At 45.1% G+C, this 24,416-nt stretch carries 15 protein-coding genes; 7 read left to right on the top strand and 8 right to left on the bottom strand.

The features are described 5' to 3' along the window. Positions 1–19: 19 nt before the first annotated feature. Positions 20–784: a hypothetical protein gene (locus L3C95_RS30750; RefSeq protein WP_236394299.1), complete on the bottom strand. Its 765-nt coding sequence runs from the start codon at positions 782–784 to the stop codon at positions 20–22. A gap of 396 nt (positions 785–1,180) precedes the next feature. Between L3C95_RS30750 and L3C95_RS30745 the strand changes: the two genes are divergently transcribed. The 4 genes from L3C95_RS30745 to L3C95_RS30730 are packed head-to-tail and all read left to right on the top strand — an operon-like array spanning position 1,181 to position 9,627. Beyond that, entirely contained in the window at positions 1,181–4,651 is a 3,471-nt protein-coding gene (locus L3C95_RS30745) for a hypothetical protein (protein ID WP_236394297.1), read from the top strand. A 25-nt stretch (positions 4,652–4,676) separates the two neighbouring features. Beyond that, positions 4,677–5,792, top strand: a complete 1,116-nt coding sequence (locus L3C95_RS30740; protein WP_236394295.1) for a DUF6443 domain-containing protein — start codon at positions 4,677–4,679, stop codon at positions 5,790–5,792. Positions 5,793–5,810: 18 nt separating this feature from the next. Beyond that, positions 5,811–9,167 (top strand): RHS repeat protein, encoded by a 3,357-nt coding sequence (locus L3C95_RS30735; protein WP_236394293.1) that lies wholly within the window; start codon positions 5,811–5,813, stop codon positions 9,165–9,167. A gap of 1 nt (position 9,168) precedes the next feature. Beyond that, a complete protein-coding gene (locus L3C95_RS30730; RefSeq protein WP_236394291.1) occupies positions 9,169–9,627 on the top strand; it encodes a hypothetical protein in 459 nt (152 codons plus the stop codon). Between the two features lie 908 nt (positions 9,628–10,535). Here the strand turns inward: L3C95_RS30730 and L3C95_RS30725 are convergent. Beyond that, on the bottom strand, positions 10,536–10,889 hold the full coding sequence (locus L3C95_RS30725; RefSeq protein ID WP_236394289.1) for a DUF488 domain-containing protein: 354 nt from the start codon (positions 10,887–10,889) through the stop codon (positions 10,536–10,538). Positions 10,890–11,192: 303 nt separating this feature from the next. Here L3C95_RS30725 and L3C95_RS30720 point away from each other — a divergent pair, with 303 nt between their 5' ends. Together L3C95_RS30720 and L3C95_RS30715 are read left to right on the top strand one after the other, a co-directional pair. Beyond that, positions 11,193–11,495 carry a hypothetical protein gene (locus L3C95_RS30720; RefSeq protein ID WP_236394287.1) on the top strand — a complete coding sequence of 101 codons (303 nt, stop codon included), beginning with the start codon at positions 11,193–11,195 and terminating at the stop codon, positions 11,493–11,495. Positions 11,496–11,582: 87 nt separating this feature from the next. Beyond that, complete coding sequence (locus tag L3C95_RS30715; protein ID WP_236394285.1) at positions 11,583–12,476, top strand: DUF6263 family protein; 894 nt, start codon at positions 11,583–11,585, stop codon at positions 12,474–12,476. Positions 12,477–12,702: 226 nt separating this feature from the next. On the opposite strand, the gene L3C95_RS30710 is transcribed toward L3C95_RS30715, so the two are convergent. Continuing rightward, the gene (locus tag L3C95_RS30710; RefSeq protein ID WP_236394284.1) at positions 12,703–13,665 is read right to left on the bottom strand and encodes a hypothetical protein; all 963 of its coding nucleotides are present in this window, start codon (positions 13,663–13,665) and stop codon (positions 12,703–12,705) included. A 469-nt stretch (positions 13,666–14,134) separates the two neighbouring features. Here L3C95_RS30710 and L3C95_RS30705 point away from each other — a divergent pair, with 469 nt between their 5' ends. Next, on the top strand, positions 14,135–14,896 hold the full coding sequence (locus tag L3C95_RS30705; RefSeq protein WP_236394282.1) for a hypothetical protein: 762 nt from the start codon (positions 14,135–14,137) through the stop codon (positions 14,894–14,896). 81 nt (positions 14,897–14,977) lie between these two features. Here the strand turns inward: L3C95_RS30705 and L3C95_RS30700 are convergent, their stop codons facing one another. The 5 genes from L3C95_RS30700 to L3C95_RS30680 all read right to left on the bottom strand — a co-directional run. After that, positions 14,978–16,501: a S41 family peptidase gene (locus tag L3C95_RS30700; protein ID WP_236394280.1), complete on the bottom strand. Its 1,524-nt coding sequence runs from the start codon at positions 16,499–16,501 to the stop codon at positions 14,978–14,980. A gap of 151 nt (positions 16,502–16,652) precedes the next feature. Further along, the gene (locus L3C95_RS30695; protein WP_236394278.1) at positions 16,653–17,882 is read right to left on the bottom strand and encodes an MFS transporter; all 1,230 of its coding nucleotides are present in this window, start codon (positions 17,880–17,882) and stop codon (positions 16,653–16,655) included. 345 nt (positions 17,883–18,227) lie between these two features. Beyond that, positions 18,228–20,429 (bottom strand): GDSL-type esterase/lipase family protein, encoded by a 2,202-nt coding sequence (locus L3C95_RS30690; RefSeq protein WP_236394277.1) that lies wholly within the window; start codon positions 20,427–20,429, stop codon positions 18,228–18,230. Between the two features lie 421 nt (positions 20,430–20,850). Then, the gene (locus L3C95_RS30685) at positions 20,851–21,543 is read right to left on the bottom strand and encodes a T9SS type A sorting domain-containing protein (RefSeq protein ID WP_236394274.1); all 693 of its coding nucleotides are present in this window, start codon (positions 21,541–21,543) and stop codon (positions 20,851–20,853) included. Between the two features lie 426 nt (positions 21,544–21,969). Further along, positions 21,970–24,416: hypothetical protein (locus L3C95_RS30680; protein WP_236394272.1), on the bottom strand; the 2,447-nt coding region annotated here is incomplete at its 5' end.

Raw genomic sequence — 24,416 nt, 5'->3', positions numbered from 1 at the left:
ATATTATTTCAGATAGCGATCAGAACTTAATCTGCAGTTTCTGAGAAACAAGTTTGCCATCCTTATAGTACTCATAAAACCATTCACCATTGTTTTTGAAGACAAGGCCATTGTATGCTCCTCCCTCAGTTATGTAATAATCAGGCACGGAAGTTTTGAGTAGTGTTAATACCTTTTTCGGCGTAGTATCAATTAACTGATATCCGTTGGTGGTTGCCTGTGCATATAATGTACCTGTACTTTCAGTAATGGCTGCTGATGCCGGAGCAGGAGTAGGTGCGGCAGCAGCAGGAACAGGCGCAGAAGGTATCGGCGGTTGCGCTGCAACAACGGGTTGCGGTGGCGCAGATGAGACACTGTCATATTTGTAAGGCAGATCGTTCAACGTTGAAAATGCATCCCTTAAAGCAAACTCGTAGGCGACCTGGTAGTCCTTCTCCCTGCTTTTACCTTCCTTGGTCTTGAAGATGACGTTACCCTGGCAGTCTTTGAGTAACAGCGTAAGGTTTGTAACGAATAACCCTTTTTTCTGTACTATTTCGGTCTTGAGTGCATTACACGGATTGGCTGCCACGTCCGCTGGTAATTGCTCGCTACCCATAATAGCAGTGAATCCCTTTTCCTGGAGCAGGAATTTGGTCAGCGTATTCAATCCGTATTGATTGTCCATCTTGAGGAAGTCGAACCTGTCGGGTACGAGTATATATTTATAATTGTTGATGGTTTTCTGCGAATAAGCAGTTCCGGCAATCAATAAGAAAATCAGTATCGCGTATGTTCTCATATAGTGTTCTGTTTCAAATTATAGTGAAAATATGCAAAAAAGCTTAAAAAATAGTTATTGTGCGGCTGATGGTATTTCCGCGGAGGAATACTTTGCACCAGCTATTCTCAACGCACATACAATGCGGCATGAGTAGTTTTCTTTGCGATGATATGTTCAACTAATGATTTATAACATGCATACAACTAATGTGTTATGTGTTTTGTCAGGTGGTTTCACCACCTTTGCGACTGATTGAAATTTGATGTTGCCCTGTATCCTTTGCCAGGTTTCCTATACATTGTTCGAGCAGTCACAATTCTCAATTTAGATCTTACTCCATAAGGAAGGCGCTTTTTTAGTTGAGGGCCGAAATTCTTATGATATATTAAATGACTTGTTAATCAATCTCTACCTATGAGACGATTTCTTTTGCTGCTTTGTCTGATAGCAGGTATAACTGTGAATGGCCAGATAAGGTCGGGTACTACCTTCCAAAGTATCATTGATGTTTCCCCCAAGTCGCCGGAAGTTGCCAGTCTGGGTAAATTTGGTGATATACCAGTGAGCTATGCAACGGGTGTCCCTTCTATTACTATCCCCGTGTTTAATGTCAGCATAGGGAAGATCAATTTGCCGGTATCGCTGGACTATCATGCTGGCGGCGTGAGGATAGACGAAGTTGCTTCCAGTGTTGGTTTGGGATGGGCTTTATCAGGCATTGGTTCCATCAGCAGACAAATGGTAGGGATACCTGATGAGGACCAGTTCGGATTTCGGAATGCGCCATCTCCTGATTCAGTGTCCGGTTCTCCAGCAACGTTTTATACTTATTTGTACGAGGTACAGAAGGGGCTTCGTGATGCAGAGCCGGATATATATTCATATAATATTAATGGTGCGTCAGGTAAATTCATTTACCGAAGGAATAGTTCTTCCTTTATGCAGATACCTGTTACAAACAATAAGATTGAGACTGGTGTTGGAGCTAATGGGCAGTTCTATAAGATCACTGATGAGAACGGGGTTGTGTCTCTGTTCGAGAAGACCACTTCTACGGATATGTCAGTGGCGTCAGGGTTGTATACTTACATCAGTTCCTGGCGGCTGACAAAAATGGTAGACAGCAATGGTGCTGATACGATATATTTCAGTTATGAAAACGCCTGCAGTAGATCTTATCAGTTGAGTACCAATTTTACCCATTATATAGGACAGACATTTACAGAGTGTGGACCGGCTCCGGTCATACAGTTTAAGAATGAACAGGAAACCAGAACGCAGACTATCACGCTAAATGAGGCGTATCCACGGGAGATCAGCTGGAGAGGAGGACGGATCTCATTCATCAATACGTGTGACCGGCAGGATGTGACCGGATCTGGCATGCGGCTAAGCGAAATCGTTGTCTACTCAAATCTGAACGGTCGTTTGAAACAGGTAAAGCGGATGAAACTGTATCAGTCTTACTTCAATAGTATTGGGTCAGGGAATGTTTTTACAGCTGCCAGCGCGGAACAGAAGAAAAGACTCAAGTTAGACTCCGTCGCCATATTGCCGGTTAGTGGTGCACTACCACCCCAAACTTACCGGATGACCTACGATACGTCAGCACTTGCCCCGCGGGAATCTTACGCTCAGGACCGCTGGGGATATAACAACGGGGCCTGGAATAACGTTACGCTGATTCCCGCTCAGACTATCTTCTTTTGGAGCGCTTATTATAATATTGGAAGTGCTAACAGGGAGCCGGATTCAGATAAAATGAAGGCTGGAACTATGACATCGATAGAATATCCTACGAAAGGCCGGACCGTATTTGAATTTGAACCGCACGCCTTTGAAAAGTATGAGACGCAGTCTCAGAATATTACGCGGCATGCCAGTTGTGTCGGGGGCGTGCAGTCGACGACTACAACGACATTCACTGTAAATGCGGACGACGAAGAGTTTAAATATACAGCATATATCTCGGCTTTTGCCGGTCAGCAGATGAACGGTCGGCCAGAGATAATACTTAAAGATCAAAATACGGGGTCCAATGTTTTATTTCTTTATATTCAGAACGGACAAGAGTCTTCTTCTTATTTTGTTAACGATGTAGGACTCTCCCTTATTGCCGGGCATACGTATAATTTAACAGTAAATATCTACACTTCCAGTCCAAGTGTTTCGGCCTACTGTGATATCTCGTATAAAAAAAATCTGGGAGACGTGCTTGTTACCGAAAGATCTGGGGGACTGAGGGTCAAGACTATCACAAACTATGACGTGAATGGTAAGTTTTTAGGTCGGGAGAAATATGAATATTCGCCGGGAACTATGCTTACATCTCAATATTACCGGGATCTTAACTATGAGGTGATAGTACCGCGGGGTGCCGCCGCCAATTGCCATTATTTGACTCCACCTACACCTCCTAATGAGGCATGGATATACCATGCAAACAGTGTGTTGCCTGTATCACAGTTTAGCGGGAGCCCATTATTATACAAGCTCGTAACAAAATATGAGGTGGATAGTATGGGAGTGTCGAATGGTAAAACGGAGTATGGATATGATGTTTATACAGAGGAACCGGAAATTGCAAATTTACAGGTGATGGGTGTTGTTACTTACAATAACATCGGCATATTTCTCACCTCCAATTCCTGGAAGAATAATAAGCTGAAATACGAGAATACCTATAAAAGTGTAGGTGCGAACTATTCACTTATTAGCACTAAGCAGTTTAAATATGATGTTTACAGGGCTACTTTGGAAAATTCACTGAAGATAAAAAACCTGTATCTGACTACCTGTTGCCAGCAAGTTAATAGTACTACAGTTTATGCGGCAACAGATTTCTTGCTGACCTCATACCCTAACCGTTCTGGTGTGATGTTGCTGAGCAATCAGTCGGATACTACCTGGGATGATGCGGGCAACAAGATTTCAACATCTACTGAGTATAGGTATGATGACCTCTTGCATACACTACCAACGCTACAAAAGTCATGGGCCAGTAATGGAGAGTTGATTAGTGATTCAAGTGTTTATCCTTCCAAACTGGCCGCTTCCGGGAATGTATATCAGAAAATGGTGAATAGAAATATACTATCACATGTGGTGAAGAGTATACGACAGAAAGGAGGCAGGCCTGTTTTATTGGCCAATACCAATTATACTGACTGGAACAATGACAGCAAATTATTGCTGCCAGTGAACACAGAGTTGCAGCTCGGATCAAACGCCCTAGAGACACGTATTCGCTACAACAAGTTTGACCTATACGGTAATATACAGGAACAGCAGAAGGACAATGATATTAAGCAGAGTTATGTCTGGGGGTATGACACGTTGTATCCGATTGCTACGGTAAGCAATGCAGCGCAGAACGATATCGCTTATACAAGCTTTGAGCCGGATGCCGCGGGTTATTGGACCATTCCGTCTGCTATACGGGATACCACACAGGCAGTTACCGGGAACCAATGCTATGCTTTAGGGAATGGAGCGGTATCCAGATCAGGGCTATCCACCACTAATGGTTTCATTGTCTCTTATTGGAGCAAATCCGGTTCAGCAAGCGTGAACGGAACAACTGGTACGCTGGTTACAACCAAAAAAGGTTGGAATTATTATGAACATAGGCTAAACGCCGGGATTTCAACAGTCACAGTAAGTGGTGCCATCACTATCGATGAATTAAGACTTTATCCGGCAACTGCACAGATGGTCAGTGTCTGTTATGAACCATTGGTGGGAATGACCAGTCAATCCGATGCCGCAGGTAGGATCACTTATTACGAATATGATGGATTTGGACGTCTTAAAGTTATAAGAGACAATGACGGACAGGTGCTGAAAGTATTCGACTATCAATACTCCCGGCCGATCACACAATAGTTGCCTATCCTTGAAAAGACATTATATGAACAAAATTTCCTTTTATATATCTAGCCTGTGCCTGCTGCTGAACTTAACACTGCAGGCGCAGAATAAGCCTGGAGGTGCATCCCGGCCTGCCGTGACTCCGGTGACCTTACCGACTCCTTACACAAGTAGTACTATCAACTATGTACGTACCTGGGAGCCGGATATGCCGCTGACGGATACAAATACGGTTGTTTCTTCTGCAAGGAAAATCAGGGAAGTGAAGCAGACTACCCAATACTTTGATGGTCTTGGCCGTCCGGTACAAACGGTTTCAAAAGGTATAAGTAGCAGTGGAAAAGATTTTGTGGCACCAGTGGTATATGATAGCTATGGAAGAGAGCAATATAAGTATCTTCCCTACGTGCAGCAGTCGGGCAATGTAAACGATGGTAAGTTTAAAACCGACCCGTTCAATGCGCAGAAAGCATTTTTTCAGAATGGAGTACTCAATCGGGGCGTAGTGGGAGAAAGTGTTTACTACAGTCAGCAGACATTTGAACAATCTCCACTTAACAGACCGCTTAAAGGCTACGCACCCGGTAATAGCTGGGTGAGTCATCCTGTAGAATCACGATATCAGGTGAATGCTGTTGCTGATTCGGTAAGACTGTGGAATATAGGAGCCGGGATACCCGCCAGTACAGGCAACTACGCTGCGGGACAACTACAGGAGAATGTAACTATTGATGAGCAGGGAAACCAGGTGATTGAATATAAGGATAAGCAGGGCCAGGTTGTATTGAAAAAGGTGCAGATTTCAGGTAATCCCGGTACGGGACATATAGGTTGGTTATGTACTTATTATGTGTATGACGATTTGGGAAATCTCCGCTTTGTTATACCGCCTTTGGCTGTAGACGCTATTAAGGGTTCCTGGACAATAAGCACTGCAGTTGCCGATGAATTGTGTTTCCAGTATCAATATGACGGAAGGCAACGTATGGTGGTGAAAAAGGTACCTGGTGCAGGAAGGGTATTCATGGTATATGATGTGCGCGACAGGCTTGTATTTACCCAGGACTCCGTTCAGCGGACCAAATCTCCTATGGAATGGCTGGTTACTTTCTATGACGAGTTGAATCGCCCCACTATGACAGCCATCTATAAGTGAACATCTACCAGGGATACTTTGCAGGCAAGTATGAACGCTGCTTCAGCATCCCGATCTATCTCTTATGTAGCTCCCGCAGAAGCTGATCTGGCGGTTTATAGTCATGATGGCAGCAGGCTGTATACCGCAACCAGCAGTGTAACTATGTTCGACGGGTTCGACTCCGGTGTTGGGGGCGAAACTGAGGCAAAGGTTGATCCTGCTGCAGCTGGTGATACGACAGCAATAACTGCAACTAATCCATTACCTGGCATCTCTGCTTCGGCATTGACCCCTCTTACCTATACATTTTACGACAACTACAATTACTCGGGTAAGCTGGCTTTTGTTGGCACAGACACCGGTAAACTGCTGGCTGTAGATACCTTGTATCCTGAAAAGCTGCCGGTGAGTAGTATGACCACGGGTTTGGTGACCGGTACTAAAGTAAGGGTATTAGGAACCAATAAGTGGTTGACAACAACTACTTACTACAATGACAAGGGCCGAGCCATTCAGGTAATAAGTGAAAACAATCTGGGAGGAAAGGATGTGTTGACAACGCTGTATAATTTCAAAGGAGCCATACTGGCGACTTATCTCCGTCATCAGAATCCGAAAAGCGTTACGTTACAAAGCACCTTGCTGACAAGTATGACCTACGATCACGGTGGCCGCTTACTTACAGTCAGAAAGCGATTAAATGATGATGTTAGTCAGGAAAGATTGGTAGCGGCAAGCAGTTATGACGAATTAGGGCAATTGAAATTGAAGCGTCTGGGTGTAGCATCTTCTGGCAGTGTGATCGACAGTTTAAATTATACTTATAACATCCGTGGCTGGTTACAGGGTATCAATAAGAACTTTGTGAACAGCGGTAGTAGTACTTCGAATTGGTTTGGTCAGGAATTGAGCTATGATTATGGATTTGATTCCAGTCAATATAATGGTAATATATCGGGTGTTAAATGGAAAACCCGCGCAGATAGCGCCTGGGCTTACGGGTATAGTTATGATAAGGCTAACCGCTTGACAGGGGCTTACTTTACACAGAAAAATGGAGGTAGCTGGGCACAGGACAAAAAAGATTTTTCCGTCAGCAATCTGAGTTACGATGCAAATGGAAACATCAGAACCATGTTACAAAAGGGCATGATCGGTACGACAAGCAAGACGATCGACAGCCTTGTGTACACTTATAGTTCAAATAATATTAGCAATAGATTAAGAGGGGTACGTGATATAGATTCGTCAATTACCAGATCGGCGATGTTGGGCGATTTCATTGACGGTAATACATCAACAGATGATTATGCCTATGACGGAAATGGTAATATGACCGTGGACCTGAATAAAAGAATTGCGTCAATCACGTATAATCACCTGAATCTTCCTTCGACAATAATTATTACTGGTAAGGGTACCATTACTTATCAGTATGATGCTACCGGGAATAAGCTAAGCAAGACTGTACTTGATAACACGGGTAGTTCTTCCAGGACAACTGTGACCGACTATGCAGGAGCATTTGTATATAAACAAGACAGCCTTGAATTGATCAGTCATGAAGAAGGTCGGATCCGTCCTATTTATAAAAGTGGGCAGCCGGTGCAATATGCTTACGATTATTTCGAGAAGGATCATCTCGGGAACGTAAGAACGGTGTTGACAGATCAGACTGATTTGACCATGTATGCGGCGACTATGGAAACGGAAGTGGCCGCCCAGGAAGTGGCGTTATTTAGTAATGTGGAGGAGACACGAACTGAGAAACCATCTGGCTATCCTGAAGATCAAACTACAGAAGAGAACAAGTTTGTAGCGAAGTTAAATGCGAAGACAGGAGGAAAGAAGATTGGTCCTTCATTGGTGTTGAGAGTAATGGCCGGCGATACGGTTCAAATCAGTGCACGAGCGTTCTATAAGTCTCAGGGACCAACAGATAATAATAGTAAGGCTCCTGTAGAAGATATGGTAGCGGGTCTGGTGCAGGCATTTGGAGGTACGGCAACTGGTAATGGATCGCATGCATCTGAGGCAATTGCTAACAATACGCCTTTTAATGCCGAGTTCTATAATATTAATTATCAACGTTTAAAGGAGAAGAACAATGATAATGGGCAGTCAAACCGACCAAAAGCCTATTTGAACTTTGTTTTATTCGATGATGATTTTAAATTAGTGGAGGGTAATAGTGGGGTACGGCAGGTGAAGGAGAGTCCGGATGAGTTGCAGGAATTAGAAGTTGAGAAAATGGCGGTGGAAGAAAGTGGATTTTTGTATGTTTATACCAGTAATGAGAGTCAGCAGGATGTGTTCTTTGATAATGTCGTGTTGGGAGTGAATAGTGGGCCGTTGCTGGAGGAGACGCATTATTATCCGTATGGGTTGACGATGGCGGGAATTAGTTCTAATGCGCTCAAAGGACCGAATTATGCGGAGAACAGGATGAGGTATAATGGGAAGGAGTTGCAGAGTAAGGAGTTCGGAGATGGAAGCGGGTTCGAAATGTATGACTATGGAGCGAGGATATACGATGTACAGGTCGGCAGATGGGCTGCAATAGATCCACTATTGGAAGTGTCAAGACGGTGGACGCCATACAACTTCGCGTACAATAATCCAGTAAGATTTATTGATCCGGATGGTAGGTTGACTTATGACCCAAAAAATAAAAGATATGTGAATGATGCAGGGGAAGAAGTGCCAATGGCAGATGCAATAGCAGAAATTCAGTCAAAAGGTACAACAATCTATCGATCCAGTGAAGATGGTGATGAAGATCCTAATAAAGCGGCAAATAATGAGGGGTTCCAGTTTAAAAATCCACTCTGGTATAAACCATGGATACAGCAAGTCGAGTATACGAAACGGTCGAAGTCTAAGTATTTAACGTTTGATGCAAAGAACATTAAAACATATAGCAGAAAGCCAACAGGAACGGATTACTGGAGATCAAAACTTCTTCAAGTGACATTAGGAGTTGCCGCCGGACGAGGTGCAGAGTATTTGGTAAACTTATTGCAGGGCGCAGGTCTTATTTCGTCAGAGGGTAGTAATGCTGGAGATTTAACTGCTGCACTGGGAGTTGCGTTTGGAACAACGGCGCTCACGGATTGGGGCATTACAGTTGAGGAAGTTGGTGAATATGTTGAGGCTGAAGCTTGGTACGGAGTAGCTCAGATTAATGGCCGAACCGGGAAGGTTGACGCAGTTGATTATTATGGTTCAGAAACAGTTAGAATACAAGTTGGATATAAGCGGATCGAGCGAATTGTAAATACAGTGACCAATAGGGTGGTGTATACCCATACTACACATTATTCAATGTCCCCAGGACTGATAAATTCATCTCAACCTGCTCTACCTAAACAAGACGTTGGAAAATTATATTAATATGAAAATAAGGGTCAAAGTTCTTTGGATTGCGGCATTGTATATTTTATTTGTTGGCGTTATCGTTGCATTGTACCAGGGTAAGAGTATATTTTACATTACCCAAAATTTTTCTACAATTTCGTATCAGGATAATTTAAGTAATGTGAATTGGTTTGCAGTCAAAAGCTGGGTGCTGATTTATGGCATTGTTGCTTTTTTTGTTACCAACTCCATACTTGGTAAAACCGATAAAATTAAATGGTTCCCACTATTCATCTGTAGTGTTTATGACATCGCAGTATATTTTGGTAGTATCTTTTTAATGGTGATTTATAACAACATTAGATTTGAACCAGATACTGTTGTCCCTATCACTTCAACGGATAGTGTATTTGTGCTTGCGTTATTTCAAATAGCTAAGCGAGTGATTTTAAGATTGTATTATAAAAATACATTTTTATCATCTGAAGGTCTTTGAATACTGTCATGAGTAGATCTACAGAATATATCTCGAGCAGTAACGCTTATTTGCGACGTCTACCTATCATTGCGCCAAGTGCAGCCATTCACAGAGAACGATGACTATGTGATTGTTGAATTTTTAACACTGTCAGAGAATTATTTGCTGTCCGGGCGGGGTTCTGAATGCTATTTCTGGGTGGCGAGTGGCAACACTTGTCAGTGTTTTTCCAAGGAATGTTGTTAAGAGCATAGCACTCATCTTCTAGGATTTCGTCCGCGACTTTTATTCCAGGAGGTAAGCACGTTTCACATTGTTGCCTGAAAGGCGGAGGGAGTAGAAATGATGAGAGTATGAGTTCCAAATAATACCGTTATAAAAAAAAGTTTAGATATCTGCTATGCGTCATTTGAGTGTTTTACTATTACTATTCTTTTTCGGCAACAACGTCTGCGCTCAATTTAAATTCGAATGCGAATGCAACTATTATTCTTCATTCGATCTTAAATCGTACCTGTCAACTGTAGATAGTTTTGTCAATAAAGTAAGACTCGACAAGAATGAAGTCGTCCAGGTAATTGGCAATCGCGCCTTTGCGACAGCGGCAGTTGTGGTCGTCGTTAATAGAGATAATGTAACAAAAGCATTCAGTTATAGTCTTAGAACAAAAAAATTAAGGGTTGTGACGGGAGAATGCATCAATATGTGGGTGCAATGTATGACCCGGGATAGTGCTTTCAGGCGCGTGATTAATACAGATCCTTTTATGAAACCAAGCCATGATTGGGCTTATTTTGTTTCGCTCCGGTATCCTGTGGTGCCCTTAAAGGAGATATGTCGCTCGGAGATCTTGAGCAACAGGCAGCGGCCTTTCTCTGAATGTCTGATGTCATTTATGAATTATTTTGAAGAATAATTTTTTGCCGCTATCGGACGTCTCCGACCAACAACTCCTCCAACACTGCCGCCTGGTTATGCTCCTCATCCTTCGCCCCATACACCAGCGTAACCTTCTTCTTTTCCTTCGCCAAAGCCTGCAGCTCCTCCCATGCTTCATTATCCTTTAACTCATCCTTGTATCTCTTTTTGAACTCCTTCCACTTGGCCGGATCGTGCCCAAACCATGTTCTTAGCTTTGTAGATGGAGCCACTTCCTTCAGCCATTGATCAATCGCTGCATCGTCTTTTTTGATGCCCCTCGGCCATATCCGATCAACGAGGACGCGGTAGCCGTCCTTTGGATCGGCAGGATCATAAGCTCTTTTAATCGCAACTTGCATAACTGGTTTTATGTTGTTCGGAAATGAATTCCAATAGTTACCTATGAAAGTTATGGAAGCACAATAAGTGCGCCATTCAGGTAGGTTTGGTCTCTTGTCTGTGAAACGACTGCTTTGGAGCGCGAGCAACGTGGCTTATTTTTGTCGTACGATTCGCTCGCTCGTCACGCCTGTTACTGAACAATCGTCGACCAGGAAAGTACTAACACTCACTCACTTTGTTAAATTTCCCTTATAAATTTCCCGATAAACCCATTAAAAACAACCTTTTACTTAACTTTTGGGCTTAATTCAGCACATTATATGGCTAACGGAAGCAAATCGCCACATATCCTCAATACATCTACCAATCTGCTTGGTTTTTGCCTGATCGTGCTGACCTCAATCAAAGTCATGCATTTCAACCATGGAACGCTGATTGATGATAGTACCGGCATAGCCTCATTACTCTTAATGGCCAGCTGTTTTCTTTCCTTCCTGTCCATGCGGGCGGAAGATGAGCGGAGAAGTGAGCGCCTGGAAAAGGTGGCTGATTATGTCTTCCTGGTGGCGCTGATCTGTGTGAGTGTCACCATTGTGCTCGTATCTTTTAACCTCATCTCATAACATCCGGAACTACCGGTGGTCACATGTTCCTTTACTTTATATAATCATTTTAATATATTTGTTTCCTTAAACTAATCGCATATACCTATGACCAATAAGAGTACTGTCCTGTTGACGGGCCTTATCTTCTTTTCAACAATCTTATCCGCACAGGTAAAGAGGACAATCATGCCGGTATTAGCTCCGGGGGAGCAATACGTTTTCAGAAACACAGCCATTTCCGACATTCACGACGAGGGGGTACGTACTATCAATCAGAACTTTTCAACCAGCTGGTTCCTGCGTGTAATAGGAAAGACGTCCGAAGGCAAGTTGATGATCAGGGCAACTTACCTGAAAATTAACCAGCGTACAGAACACCTGTTTACACATGACCTTACAGGGTTTAACTCGGACGACTTTAATGAGTTTGTAGTAAAGAGCATCGGCGATGAACTGCACACACAGAATGACCACCTGCGTAAACTGGGAGAGGGGATGCTGGGAAAATCATTTACTGTTTACATAAACCCTGACTGGCGTGTAGAAAATGTAACGGGAGTAGATACACTTGTTAACGTTGCGCTTGAAAGCATGGGAGAGGATGACCCTGCTGTTAAGGCCTTTGGTAAAACAACCCGTGTTACCGTTAACAATGAAGAGATCCGGAAGATCTTTGATGCAGCGTTTTCTTATATCCCTGAAGAAGAAGTTGGCGTGGGAGATAAATGGTATAAAGATGATAATCACCATGTAGGTCCATTGAGGGCAGAATATACCGTGAAGGCAGAGGAGGGAAATGAGATGGAGATAGCTGTATCCTCAGCTACGGCTGTTAATAACGATATTCAGGCCTCTTATTCCAGGAAGGGAACGATCCATGTGGATATTAAAACAGGACTGCTGCTGAGATCTTCCGTGAAGGATGATATGAAGCCGAGGGCTGGTAATATCACGCGATTAGTAGTGAGGACCGTAAAGAACGAGCTGCAAAAGAAGTAGCCGGTATATTACGTGTGTGCGATGTTATTGCATATGGGAAACCATGTTTTGGGAAATATTAAACCGTTATTGAATCGGACGCCGGCGGAATATAGCTTCCGGTGGGGGCATAAAAGAATTGTAAGGCCGCTCACAGAGCGGCTTTACTTATTATATGGGCGTAAAATTACCTGATTGTCACAGTGAGTAACAATCGACAGATACCGTCAAAACAGCAATAAGTTGATCAGACTAGAAACTGGTCACAGTCGTATTGATGAAAGACTGTTAGTGGTGGACCTTCTTCTGGTATAGCTACCCATTCCCTTTGAATGATCTGTTCCCTGCTTTCCCTGTGAAGGGGCCTAGTGACCTGGTCTTGCCCGGCGGTAGCTCTCAGCATATCCGCTGCGGAGCGGCTTTTCTTTGCAATCCGGGATGTTTTGGCTGGTTGCTGCGGATGCTTTGCTTTTTCTTCCAATGGTAATACCGGTTCCAGCACAGCTGTCACAAATGCCTGCTCGCTGCTGGCTTTATGGGAGGTATGGATCCCTGTATTAGTATGCAGAAAACGGATCTGCAAAAGAACGATCGTAGCAGTGGCCCTCGCCGGTGCAACCGGCAACAGCAGGGAGTGTTGTTTTTCCCCCAGCCGAACGCAAATGGCGGCCGTTGTGGTCCCAAGACAGGTCTGCTGCTCGAGGTCCATGTCCAATGCCACGGCCTGGAGCTGTATATAACGGGCATCTTTCGGCGGTTTCAGCCAGTTTTGCCAGTTAGTGGGCAGCTTCACCACCACCGCGCCATTGTCCTGTCGGATGGTGTCTATCCCGCCGATGGTCATGACGGCCTTCTTGTTATACCGGAAACCTTCGAGGTGTTGATGCAGGGCTGCGGCATTGAATACACGTTTGCCTCTCGGATGCAGGGTGTCCTCTCTCAGCGCCGCATAAACGGCTTTATTTAGCCTGAATACGGTCGTTTCGTCCCGCGCGGGAGTCCATATACCGTTCAGGGCAGAACGGATCGATTTTGCGGCCTTACTGGCCTTGGCGAATTCACGGCTGCTTTGTTTGCTGGCGGCAGACATGCTGTCCGGGCCATACTGGGGCATTCTACGGCAGAATGGTTTGCCGTTCCGTTCGTAAAAGATAAGGTCTCCGACATGGCCAGAAAGACCCTGGGTAATAATGTTGAAGTTTTGGGCCATAACATGCAATAGATTATTGTGCAATTTACGAAGAAATCGGCATTAACAAGCTGATAGATAGCTTCTTTGTTCGCTTATGTCCTTGTTCTTTACCGGCATTATAAGGGAACTAAAGGTGCTTTTCCATATCTCTATAATGCTATTATAGTGAGCTTATAATCAGCCTATAGTGAACTGGAAGAATAGAAGTTGAACCGAACATGAGTAGGACATGGGTTGGACTTGATCAGAGAAAATGGACGGAAAATGGTTTTCGTTGGGCGTTTGAGAGGTAAGATAGCTGTCGGTGAGGGAAACCTACATTTAAAGCCACTAATTGTTTGGATCTGCCAGGCAGAGGTGCTCCCGATATGCTTTAAAGAAATAGCCCGCATGGATCGGGATCTGCAGCCACAAAATAGAAAAAAATACGCGCAATGTAAAGACATTCACGTTTTGGTATCTTTGCTGCTAAATGATTTTTATCAAAATGAAAAAGCCATTCATCATCACATTACTGTTAACGCTGTATTTCCTTCCCGCTGCCTTCAGCCAGACAATCACTGCTGAATATCAGGCGCTTATTTCCAAATTTATCGCCGATGTAAAACGTCAGGATAAAGAGGCTTTATCCAGGAAGATTGTTTTCCCGTTAAAAAGAGAATACCCGCTCCCACCGATAAAAAACAAACAGGAGTTTTTAAGCAGATACAATGAAGTGTTTGATGATTCGCTGGTTAAGTCGATAGTTACTTCGGCTCCCGGGAAGGACTGGCAAAAAATGGGATGGCGCGGATTGATGCTGCGTAACGGACAGCTATGGCTGAATGAAGATGGTAAGCTGATCGCAGTGAATTATCAGTCAGCTGCTGAAGGCAAAAAGAGGGCCCTTCTGGTAGATAAAGACAGAAAACTGGTTTACTCATCTCTAAAGGACTTTAAGCGGCCGGTATGCCTCGTGGAAACAGGAAAGTTCAGGGTCAGGATAGATGAGATGAGCGACGGAACTTACCGTTATGCTTCCTGGTCTTTAAAAAATAAACAGAGCGATAAACCTGACCTCATCATAGAAAATGGAGAATTTATACCCGAAGGTACCGGCGGTAACCACAGATATGAGTTCAAAAATAACGGCTACGTGTATAACTGCTCTTTTACCGTACTGGGAGTAGGGAACGAACCTCCCGCAGAGCTGCGTATTTATAAAGGAGAAAAGGAAATTTTGTACCAACCCGCTACAATAGCGGAATAGCAAGGAATCTTGTACCAACCTGCCAGGGGGTGGAATAAAGGAAATATTGCTGACCCGCTACAATAGCAGATTGGTGCAACATCATTTTGCCCCGGTAGCCGGTGTGAGTGAAAGCGCCTTATTTAATTCCTGATCAATTCCTTTACTAAAAGCCTCGAATGAAGGGCTGACTTCAAAGTCTGGGATCACGCCACGGCCAGGAATACCCTTATGTACTGCCAGATTAAATCTGAGTATGGGAATGGAGATGCTAAGCTTTGTTACGGGCAGCGTAAGCTCCAGTAAAGTTCCGCTGGTATTGCCATAGTACCCGCCACCGGTTTCCTGTCCGATAAATACGGCGTTCGTATGCTCCCTTACCAGACTGCAGAATTCTGCCCCTCCGGAATATGTCCAGCCACTCGTAAGAATATACAGGCGACCTTTGAAAGGATGGACCCTGGGAGGTGTCGGGGTATAGATCCCTTTCTTGCGCAATATTCTTCCACTGGCCGTCAATTCGTTTTCATCACGGAGCTCCTTATATAGCGCTATTTTCTCACTGTCCACGGCATAGTCTGTATGATCGATGAAGCTGAATTCAAATCGGGATAACTCCACACTGTCATACTTGATGTATGGTTTGTCTGTAAGCCAGGAAAAGAGATAATCTTCATTTCCCTCAGAACCGCCGCCATTTTCACGCATATCAATAATCAGCGTCCCAGCCTGCGCTTTTAACAGGATATTAAAACAGGAATCTGTAAACCGCCGGAAATTCATATTATGCTTACGAAAGCTGCTATTGCTGAAGGTATTAAAGGTAAGCAGTACGGTATTTCCATCGAGATATCTGAATGAGGCAGGTAGTTTACTGGTATTCGTCTGATAGGTACTGTTTACTATTGTTTCTATGTTTTTAAGCGTTGTAAATGCTACCGGCTTGACTGACACTGTTTCCTTCCGTTCATTTGAAGGAGACATTAGTGTCATCTCAAAGCTTTCCGGCTGACCAATTACCTTAGCATATTCAACGGCGAAGCGGATCCCATCCAGGAATGCAATCCTGGAGCTCATGATGTCGCCGTCTGATCCAAAAGTCCGGTAGATCTTTTCTTTGATCGTTTTAATAGGCAAGCCATTGATTTCAACGACATGCGCTCCTTTGAAAGACCGCCCGGAAACACTATCATTTAAAATAAAGGCATCATCACCGGAATTGAGTACTGACAACGGCAGGAACTTTCCTTGTTGCCGTTGAAAGGCTTTCAGTTCTTCTGAGAGACTGATATCACAATGATCTTCTTTGGTGAAAGCCACGATCGGGGCAACGATGTTGTAGAACTGAAACCCGTTCATACTGTCTTTTATCATTGCACGCTGGATGCTTACCAGGCTGTCGAATGATTGAACGGAGGAATACCAGTATATGCCGGTATGTGCCTCTTTCAGACTGCTGACGAGCAGGTCGAAATCGCTTAAAAGCCCATTGATCGGATATTTAGGAAGGGCAGTAAACGCTGCTGAGCTAAATGCGTTCTCCTGCTGTTTTTTGGGCTGGCCGCAGGAAAGGACGGCGATGGCAAGGGTAAGGTGAAAAAGGTGTCTTCTTATTGGGTTGAGCATGGTAACTTTAAATATGGGATATAAAGTAAACTGATTTCACGGGATTTGGATAAAGAATCATTTTGTACTCCCGTAGTCAGTGCTCTTAAAAGGAGTGCTCTGGATGGTGAGCCAACCCCATACAATGTTACTTAATAACAAGGAGACCATATCATCTCACCGTCTCCCGCATCCGCACCCACACAAATACACCCGACAAAAACGTGATCGCGCCCGCTACATGCACTGCCCATATCAACCCCAGCATATTTGCTACAACACCCGACATAACCGCTCCTACGGCATAGCCTATGTCCCGCCAGAAGCGGTACACGCCCAATGAAGACGCCCGCCAGGAAGGGTGAGCGACATCGCTTACCGCTGCCAGCAAAGAAGGATACACCATCGCAGTTCCTATGCCCAGCAGTACAGATCCTGAGATGCCGGAAGCAAAGGGGGGCAACATTTCCGTACCGATCACCACATGTCCCACGGCCTGTATGATCATGCCCCATACAATAAGCGGTTTTCTGCCTATACGGTCTGCTAGCGGGCCGGTAATAATCTGACCCACTCCCCAGACAACAGGATAGACGGCCTTTATCCAGCCTACGCCCTGCAGACTAACACCGGCAGATAAAAACAACAAGGGGAACACGCCCCATGACATACCATCATTCAAATTATTGATCAAACCAGCCTGTGAAATAGCAAACAGATTTTTATTGCGGAAAGAGGTCTCCCTGAAAACCCAGAATAAGTCAGGCTTGTGGGCCGGAGAGGTAGTTTGATGCTGCGCTGATTCGAATTGCGCATGACTACGTGTATCCCTGACTACAAATCCAGACAATAGCAGGCCTGCAAGGGTATAAAAAATACCAATATAGAATGGTTGAGGCCTCAGGCCATAGCGGGAAGCGAGATAGCCGGTCAGCAGGGCGGTGAGGCCAACAGCGCCATAACCCGCGGCTTCGTTGAGGCCCATTGCAAGACCTCTTTTCCCCGGACCAACAAGATCAATTTTCATATTCACCGTCATAGACCAGGCCAGGCCCTGACTGATGCCCAATAGCACATTTGCGGCGATGATCCAGTTCCAGGTAGGGCCCCATGCCAGCAGAAAGGGGACGGGAAGACCGGCCAGCCATCCAAAGATCAATATCCGCTTACGGGTATACCTGTCAGCAAGTACGCCCGATACCAGGTTGGTGAAAGCTTTTACAACGCCAAATGCGATGATAAACGAAAATATCAGCAGGTCAGATCCTATTTTAAACTCTTCTGTGCCCACCAGCGGCACCACCGTTCTTTCCAGTCCCACCATGCCACCCACGAACATGTTTATCAGTACCAGCAGGGAGAATTGCTGCCAGTTCTCTTTTAACCCCAGTTTGATTTCCACGATTATAATTTTTGCGATAGCAGCTACACATGCCCGCTACTCGTCATCAGACGTGAAAATAACGAAAACAGCATGTATCACAAATAAACGAAGCCGCCGGCAGTGCTTAAACAAGGACTGCGCCTTCTCCGATGAAAGATGCTGAAGATGACATGGTGATGTTTCGTGGGAACCCTGAAGAGATGAAGCTTCTGGCCTGCTTTCCGAAGAAAGAGAGGATGTTAGCATAAATGAACGTCCTGAGAACTGCTGAAACAATCACCTGTCCCCATCAGCTACTCAAATGACGAGAGCCTGCATCACATGTGATACAGGCCCCCTTTTTACTGACAGAGAAGCTATAAGTTACTGTTTGATAATCCTCAACCGGTATTTCCCTTCATCGATGATGATAAGATAAACACCGCGTGTCCAGCGACTGCCTTCTATTTTCTTGCCTGCCTGGAACTGTGGATTGTAGTAGATCTGCCGGCCGGAGAAGTCGAAGATTCTGACGGTATGGTTGCCCGGAGGTAGTCCGAGTAACTGGCTGCTTTCCTCTATCGGATTAGGCGCCAGCCGTACAGGTTCGAATTCTCCTGTAAAAGGAAGAAGAGGTGTCCGCCGCGCGCTCATGGTGAGTGTGGCCGGGAAAGTGAATTTTACCGCTTTGCTGAAGAAGCGCCTGTTATCATGCGTCAGCATGTTGAGGCGATAATATACAGTGCCTGTCAGTGTAGCGGTGTCACGGAAACTGTAGGAACGGGTAGTAGTTGAATTGCTGGCTGCGTTAACAGTACCGATAGCCTGCCATGTCAGCGTATCTCTGCTGCGTTCTATTGTGAAGTTCTTTGTGTTTTTCTCTGCACTCGTGGTCCAGTTGAGCTGTGCTTTGGATTGCTGCAGCGTAACGGTGAAAGTAGCGAGCCGGAATGGCTGCGTATACATGGTGTCAGGCATGCCTTTTACGACAGCGCTATAGAAATGAAGGTTGGTAGTGGTTACCATGTCGAGCCGGTAATATTGCACCCGGTAATAAATATTAGGATCAACGAAGTTGTAGAAGCGCGAGCCGGTGTAATTGCCTGCTGCGGCTAATGTTCCTACAACATTCCAGTTCAGCGAATCACTGCTGCGTTGTATGTTAAACTGCTTAGTGCTTTTCTCATTGTGGCTATACCAGAGTATCTGTAACTTATCCTTATTGGGCTGTACCTGGAGATTAGTAATGTTGAAATAAGTGTTGGTGCCATAGGCGGTGTCGGGTATGCCCGATTTAATGGCGCTGTACATATAATGCGTGTCTGCCACTATAACATCCAGCCTGTAAAACTGTTTCACTTTACGGATCACCGTGTCGAGATACGTGTATGAGCGGGCGGCGGTGGCGCTTCCTGTTGCAGTTACCGTAGCGAGGGCGCTGAAATTAACAGAGTCTGTACTGCGCTGTACGAGGAAACGTTTCACATTCTTCTCATAAGCCGTGGTCCAGTTGAGCTGTAGTTTGTTGGTGTTGTTCGTAACAGTGAAGTTGCTTAACGCAACGGGCAACTGTGGTGTGGTGCCATAGGCGGTATCGGGTATGCCCGATTTAATGGCACTGTACATATAATGCGTGTCTGCCACGATAACGTCCAGCCTGTAGAACTGTTTTACTTTGCGGAGTACGGTGTCGAGGTAAGTATATGATCGCCCGGTACTGTCGTTTCCCGTCGCAGTGACGGTAGCGAGGGCGCTGAAATTGACGGAGTCAGTACTTCGCTGTACGAGGAAACGTTTCACGTTCTTTTCATAAGCTGTGCTCCAGTTGAGCTGCAGTTTATTGGTATTGTTTGTAACGGTAAAGCTATTTAACACAACGGGTATCTGCGGAGGCGGTGTCGTACCGTTGCAGAGTGTCTGCGGGATGTTCCTGGCAACTACCCGGGTGTATAATACATAGTGTCCTGAATCGTTGAAATGAATACCATCCCCATAACTGTATGCCCACTTGATAGAATCATTGGGTTGGTGCATGCCTGTCCAGAAGTCGATGGATTTATCGCCAAAGTAAGAGAAGGTCCAGTCGCGCATTGCTTTGAGATTCGCGACCATCTGTGCGGAATAGTCGTTACGTGGTTGCGTAGTACTTACCCAGACCTTCACACCCCGTGCTGTAGCTGCAGCAACAACGCGCTGGTAGTTGGCTTGTTGTTCTGTCAGGGTGTAACCGCGGCCAACATCGTTGGTGGGCAGATTGATAATAATAGCGTGTGGCAGGAGGGACAAAGCTTTAGTGATGTTATGCGCTGTATCCGGATATGGCCGGTCAGCTGGCGCAACATAGCCGGTTGGATTAATGTGGTAGGTGGTATAACCGCCTACAGCCAGGTTGTATACCTGGTAGTTGGTGTTAATGCCTTTCAGATACTGTGTATAAAGGGCTACCCAGCCGCGATTAGGTGTTGCACCTATTCCCTGCGCAGTAGAAGAGCCTAATACAACAATACGGTAAGGTGTAGTACAGGTTTGCGCGTGGGTAAATGCGCCGTAAAAGGCTAGAAACAGGAGTAGAATTACTGTTCGCATAGTTAAGGAGTTAAATAGATGAAAAAAGTGCTGTCAGTACGTAACGTATCCGGAAAGGAAAAGCCTGAAGTAATGTTTCGATGTAGTTGGCGTCGGGTGGCTTAGACGTAGTTGGTGAACTAAAGGTACAGAAAAGCGGGAAAAAAGAGCGTTAACGGAGATAAAAAATGAGGCTTGTTCCCGGAACTACTGATGAGGTAGAACGGGGGTGGGGAGACACCAGGATCGCCGGAAGTGTAGTCCAATTTCCCGGGAGAGGGGTATTAGCCGTCGACCGGTAGGTATGCCCTCCCTGGAGTTGATGATTAGCTAATAGCGCCGTGTTTTCCGTGGAAGAGTATTACCTGTAGGTAGTTACAAAAGGGAGAGTGCTCCAAAGGCGGAGCACTCTCTATGTGATTATCCGGGGTGGTTAAAGGTATTATTTCTTTGCAGGTATTGCTTTACCAGTTTTGAAGTATTCGCCGACATTTAATCTATACAGTAATATGTCTCTGTATTGAGATGGTACAAGATATTCAATGGTATGTTGAGTATCCTTGCCAACCATACCATAATTGAGCTGACCGATCTGCTGACCAAGAACATTGTAAACTTCCAGTTTAGTGAGTCCGGTAGTTGGCGCTATGAAGCGGAATACCAGCTTGTCATTGTACGGATTCGGGAATACGGTGACATCCAAAGTAGTCTTACCAGGTTGTGCTGCTACCTTCGGATCGGTGACAGGCGCTATGGTTGTTATACCGGGTGCCGGCTCTATATTGTCATGAACGGTAATCACCTGTGTTATGGTATCGGAAATATTACCACATGCATCCTCAGCCCACCATTTGCGGATAAGCTTGAAGTTGTTCACGTGGGTACTATCCACCACTTTCTGTTTGAAATAAACAGTCGGCTTCGAATCGCAGTTATCAGTAGCCGTGGCGGGTGCGACCGCAGGAATGTCTTTGGCGCTTGTTACAGTGGTATCGGCTTTGCTATCAGAGCGAACCGACTGTGCACCGGTCGTCAGTTGGAGCAATAACAGTAGCAAGAGGGTCAGCGCCAGCCCTACGCTCCATCTTTGTATGGCATTCAGCAAAACGCAAAAGGGTAAATGTACTGCATGCATAAATGGTAAGGTTTGTTTTGGTTGATGGATGCACCTTCAGGTAATACGTGGTTCTACATGTAATGTAGCCGGCGTTATTTGGGAAACCTGCTACCGAAAATGCGTAGCGTATATAGGCAATGACACTTTGTAACGGTGGTTTTAATTGCTCAGCACTCACGCGTTTTCCTTGATGACTACCAGACAGATGATAGGTCTTTATAGTATGTGGCTAAAAAAATCGGAGAGGTAGAAGGCGGTTGGACGTCCGCGGATAAAATCTAAGCACAGGTATCAACACAAAGGTCGAATTGTTTTGCACTAAAAACAAAAAAAAGATGTTAAGGTGGCCGCATCATAGGCGATATATCTTTCGGCAGGGTACAAAGAAGAGTGCCCCGGATCCCGGAGCACTCTCTGAAGGTATTAGAGATGGTTAAATGGTTACTATTTCTTTGCAGGTATTACTTTACCAGTTTTGAAGTGTTCACCGACATTTAATCTATACAGTAATACGTCCCTGAATTGAGATGGTACATGATATTCGATTGTATGCTGAGTACCCTTGTCAACCATGCCATAATTGAGCTGACCGATCTGCTGACCAAGAACATTGTAAACTTCCAGTTTAGTCAGTCCGGTAGTTGGTGCAACGAAGCGGAATATTACCTTATCATTGTATGGGTTCGGGAATACTGTAACATTCAATGTAGCCTCAACAGGCTGTGCTACCTTAGGATCGGTGGCAGGAGCAACAACCGGTTCATCGGATACTCTTGCAGTATTTACACTGGAAGAAGTGCCCCATCCAACAAGCGCTGCGCAACCATCGAATGCCCTGTTAATAGCATCTACAGCTTTACTTACGTCTGCAATAGCCACTCCTGCTACTGTCTGTCCTCCCAGGTACAGATTTGCCAGTTCAAACAGGCCAGCCACATTGGCTTTACCTACTGATTTCAGGTAGTTCAGTACACTAGGCGGTATTACAAACTTCTGAATTGTCTGGTTGAGCGTATTGCTGCCACAGGCGATTGGTTTCACTGTCATCAATGTATCTCCCTTCAACTGCAGGTCCTTGAGTGTTGGTGACAGGTGCAGGTTGAAGAACATAGACATTGTCTGAGACAACAGGATATTATTGATCTTTCCAAAATTGCTGGTGGTTGTCAGCAATGGTACATTAGCCCATGTGTTCGTCTTACTAAAGGTTGCATAACCTTTCAGTGCCACAGGCGTACCACCTCCAGGCAGCATCTTGAAGATGTTGTCGTTGGTGATGTCGCTCAGGAACAAAGTAAAGAACTTACCAGTGGCTTTCAGACCAAAGATGACTGAGTCACCAGGCTGTGCATCGACTGCAGCACTCATGATCTGCTTAGCAGTAGTTGTTGTGCCGGACGGTGTACATGCCGTACCATTTATGTTGCCATAGAAGCCCTGTGTGAAGCTACACTGAGCGCAGCATGCAACAATAATGCTCTGTTCAAATGTTACACTGTTTTTACATTTATCCGTCGCTGTCCATTTGCGGAAATGCTTGAACGGACATTCTGTACCTTCTTTCCTGTCTGTATAAGTTACTGTTACACTTCCACAGTTGTCTGAGAAGGTAGGCGTACCAAATACAACAGGTGATGTACAGGATATGATCTTGTTTGCTGGTTTGAATGTTACTACAGGAGCGGTATTGTCCTTAACATAGATAACCTGGCTTACGGAGTCCTTGTTACCACATGCGTCGGTGAATATCCACTTCCTGATAATGGTAGAGTCACAAGCGGTGCCACTACCTTTAACACTGAATACAGGCTGGATAGATCCGTTACAATTGTCGGTCGCAGTCGGCGTTGGAACAGCAGGGATGTCTTTCGGACACTGTACATTGACAACCTTGTCAAAGGTAGCTGTTATAACCGGCTTCACATCGTCGTAAACGGTGATCAGCTGAGTTATAGTGTCAGACTTATTACCACATGCGTCTACAGCCCACCACTTACGGGTAACCTTGAACCTGTTCACGCAGGTACTGTCTGTTACTTTCTGTTTGAAATAAACAGTTGGTTTCAGATCGCAGTTGTCAGTAGCGGTGATGTTTGCAGCCGCAGGTATGTCTTTAGCACATTTTACATTGACATTAGCTGCAGTACCGGCAAGTACAGGTTTGATATTATCCTTGATCCTGATCACCTGGCTTACAGAATCTTTATTGCCACATGCATCGGAGAATACCCACTTGCGGGTGATGGTAGAGTCACATGCAGTGCCGCTGCCGGTTTCACTGTATACAGGTGTAACGTTGCCGTCACAATTGTCTGTACCAGTTGGATTGGGCTTAGCAGGCACATCTTTCAGACACTGTACATATACGATCTTCGGGAAGTCTGCTGTTATAACCGGCTTCACATCGTCGTAAACGGTGATGACCTGTGTAATAGTGTCGGAATTATTGCCACATGCATCTTCAGCCCACCACTTGCGAATGACCTTGAACCTGTTCACGCAGGTGCTGTCTATTACTTTCTGACTGAAATGAACGTCTGGTGATTCATCGCAGTTGTCAGTAGCGGTAATGTTTGCAGCCGCAGGTATGTCTTTAGCACATTTTACATTGACATTAGCTGCAGTACCGGCAAGTACAGGTTTGATATTATCCTTGATCTTGATCACCTGGCTTACAGAATCTTTATTGCCACATGCATCGGAGAATACCCACTTGCGGGTGATGGTAGAGTCACATGCAGTGCCGCTGCCGGTTTCACTGTATACAGGTGTAACGTTGCCGTCACAATTGTCTGTACCAGTTGGATTGGGCTTAGCAGGCACATCTTTCAGACACTGTACATATACGATCTTCGGGAAGTCTGCTGTTATAACCGGCTTCACATCGTCGT

It is taken from the genome of Chitinophaga filiformis, from assembly GCF_021646545.1.
GTDB lineage: Bacteria > Bacteroidota > Bacteroidia > Chitinophagales > Chitinophagaceae > Chitinophaga > Chitinophaga filiformis_A.
This window is presented reverse-complemented; position numbering and strand designations above follow the sequence as displayed.

Coding starts and splice junctions, on each gene's coding strand:
- L3C95_RS30700 (WP_236394280.1), bottom strand. CDS start 16,501: ATGCTCAACCCAATAAGAAGACACCTTTTTCACCTTACCCTTGCCATC.
- L3C95_RS30740 (WP_236394295.1), top strand. CDS start 4,677: ATGAACAAAATTTCCTTTTATATATCTAGCCTGTGCCTGCTGCTGAAC.
- L3C95_RS30750 (WP_236394299.1), bottom strand. CDS start 784: ATGAGAACATACGCGATACTGATTTTCTTATTGATTGCCGGAACTGCT.
- L3C95_RS30745 (WP_236394297.1), top strand. CDS start 1,181: ATGAGACGATTTCTTTTGCTGCTTTGTCTGATAGCAGGTATAACTGTG.
- L3C95_RS30705 (WP_236394282.1), top strand. CDS start 14,135: ATGAAAAAGCCATTCATCATCACATTACTGTTAACGCTGTATTTCCTT.
- L3C95_RS30715 (WP_236394285.1), top strand. CDS start 11,583: ATGACCAATAAGAGTACTGTCCTGTTGACGGGCCTTATCTTCTTTTCA.
- L3C95_RS30690 (WP_236394277.1), bottom strand. CDS start 20,429: ATGCGAACAGTAATTCTACTCCTGTTTCTAGCCTTTTACGGCGCATTT.
- L3C95_RS30720 (WP_236394287.1), top strand. CDS start 11,193: ATGGCTAACGGAAGCAAATCGCCACATATCCTCAATACATCTACCAAT.
- L3C95_RS30730 (WP_236394291.1), top strand. CDS start 9,169: ATGAAAATAAGGGTCAAAGTTCTTTGGATTGCGGCATTGTATATTTTA.
- L3C95_RS30725 (WP_236394289.1), bottom strand. CDS start 10,889: ATGCAAGTTGCGATTAAAAGAGCTTATGATCCTGCCGATCCAAAGGAC.
- L3C95_RS30710 (WP_236394284.1), bottom strand. CDS start 13,665: ATGGCCCAAAACTTCAACATTATTACCCAGGGTCTTTCTGGCCATGTC.
- L3C95_RS30685 (WP_236394274.1), bottom strand. CDS start 21,543: ATGCATGCAGTACATTTACCCTTTTGCGTTTTGCTGAATGCCATACAA.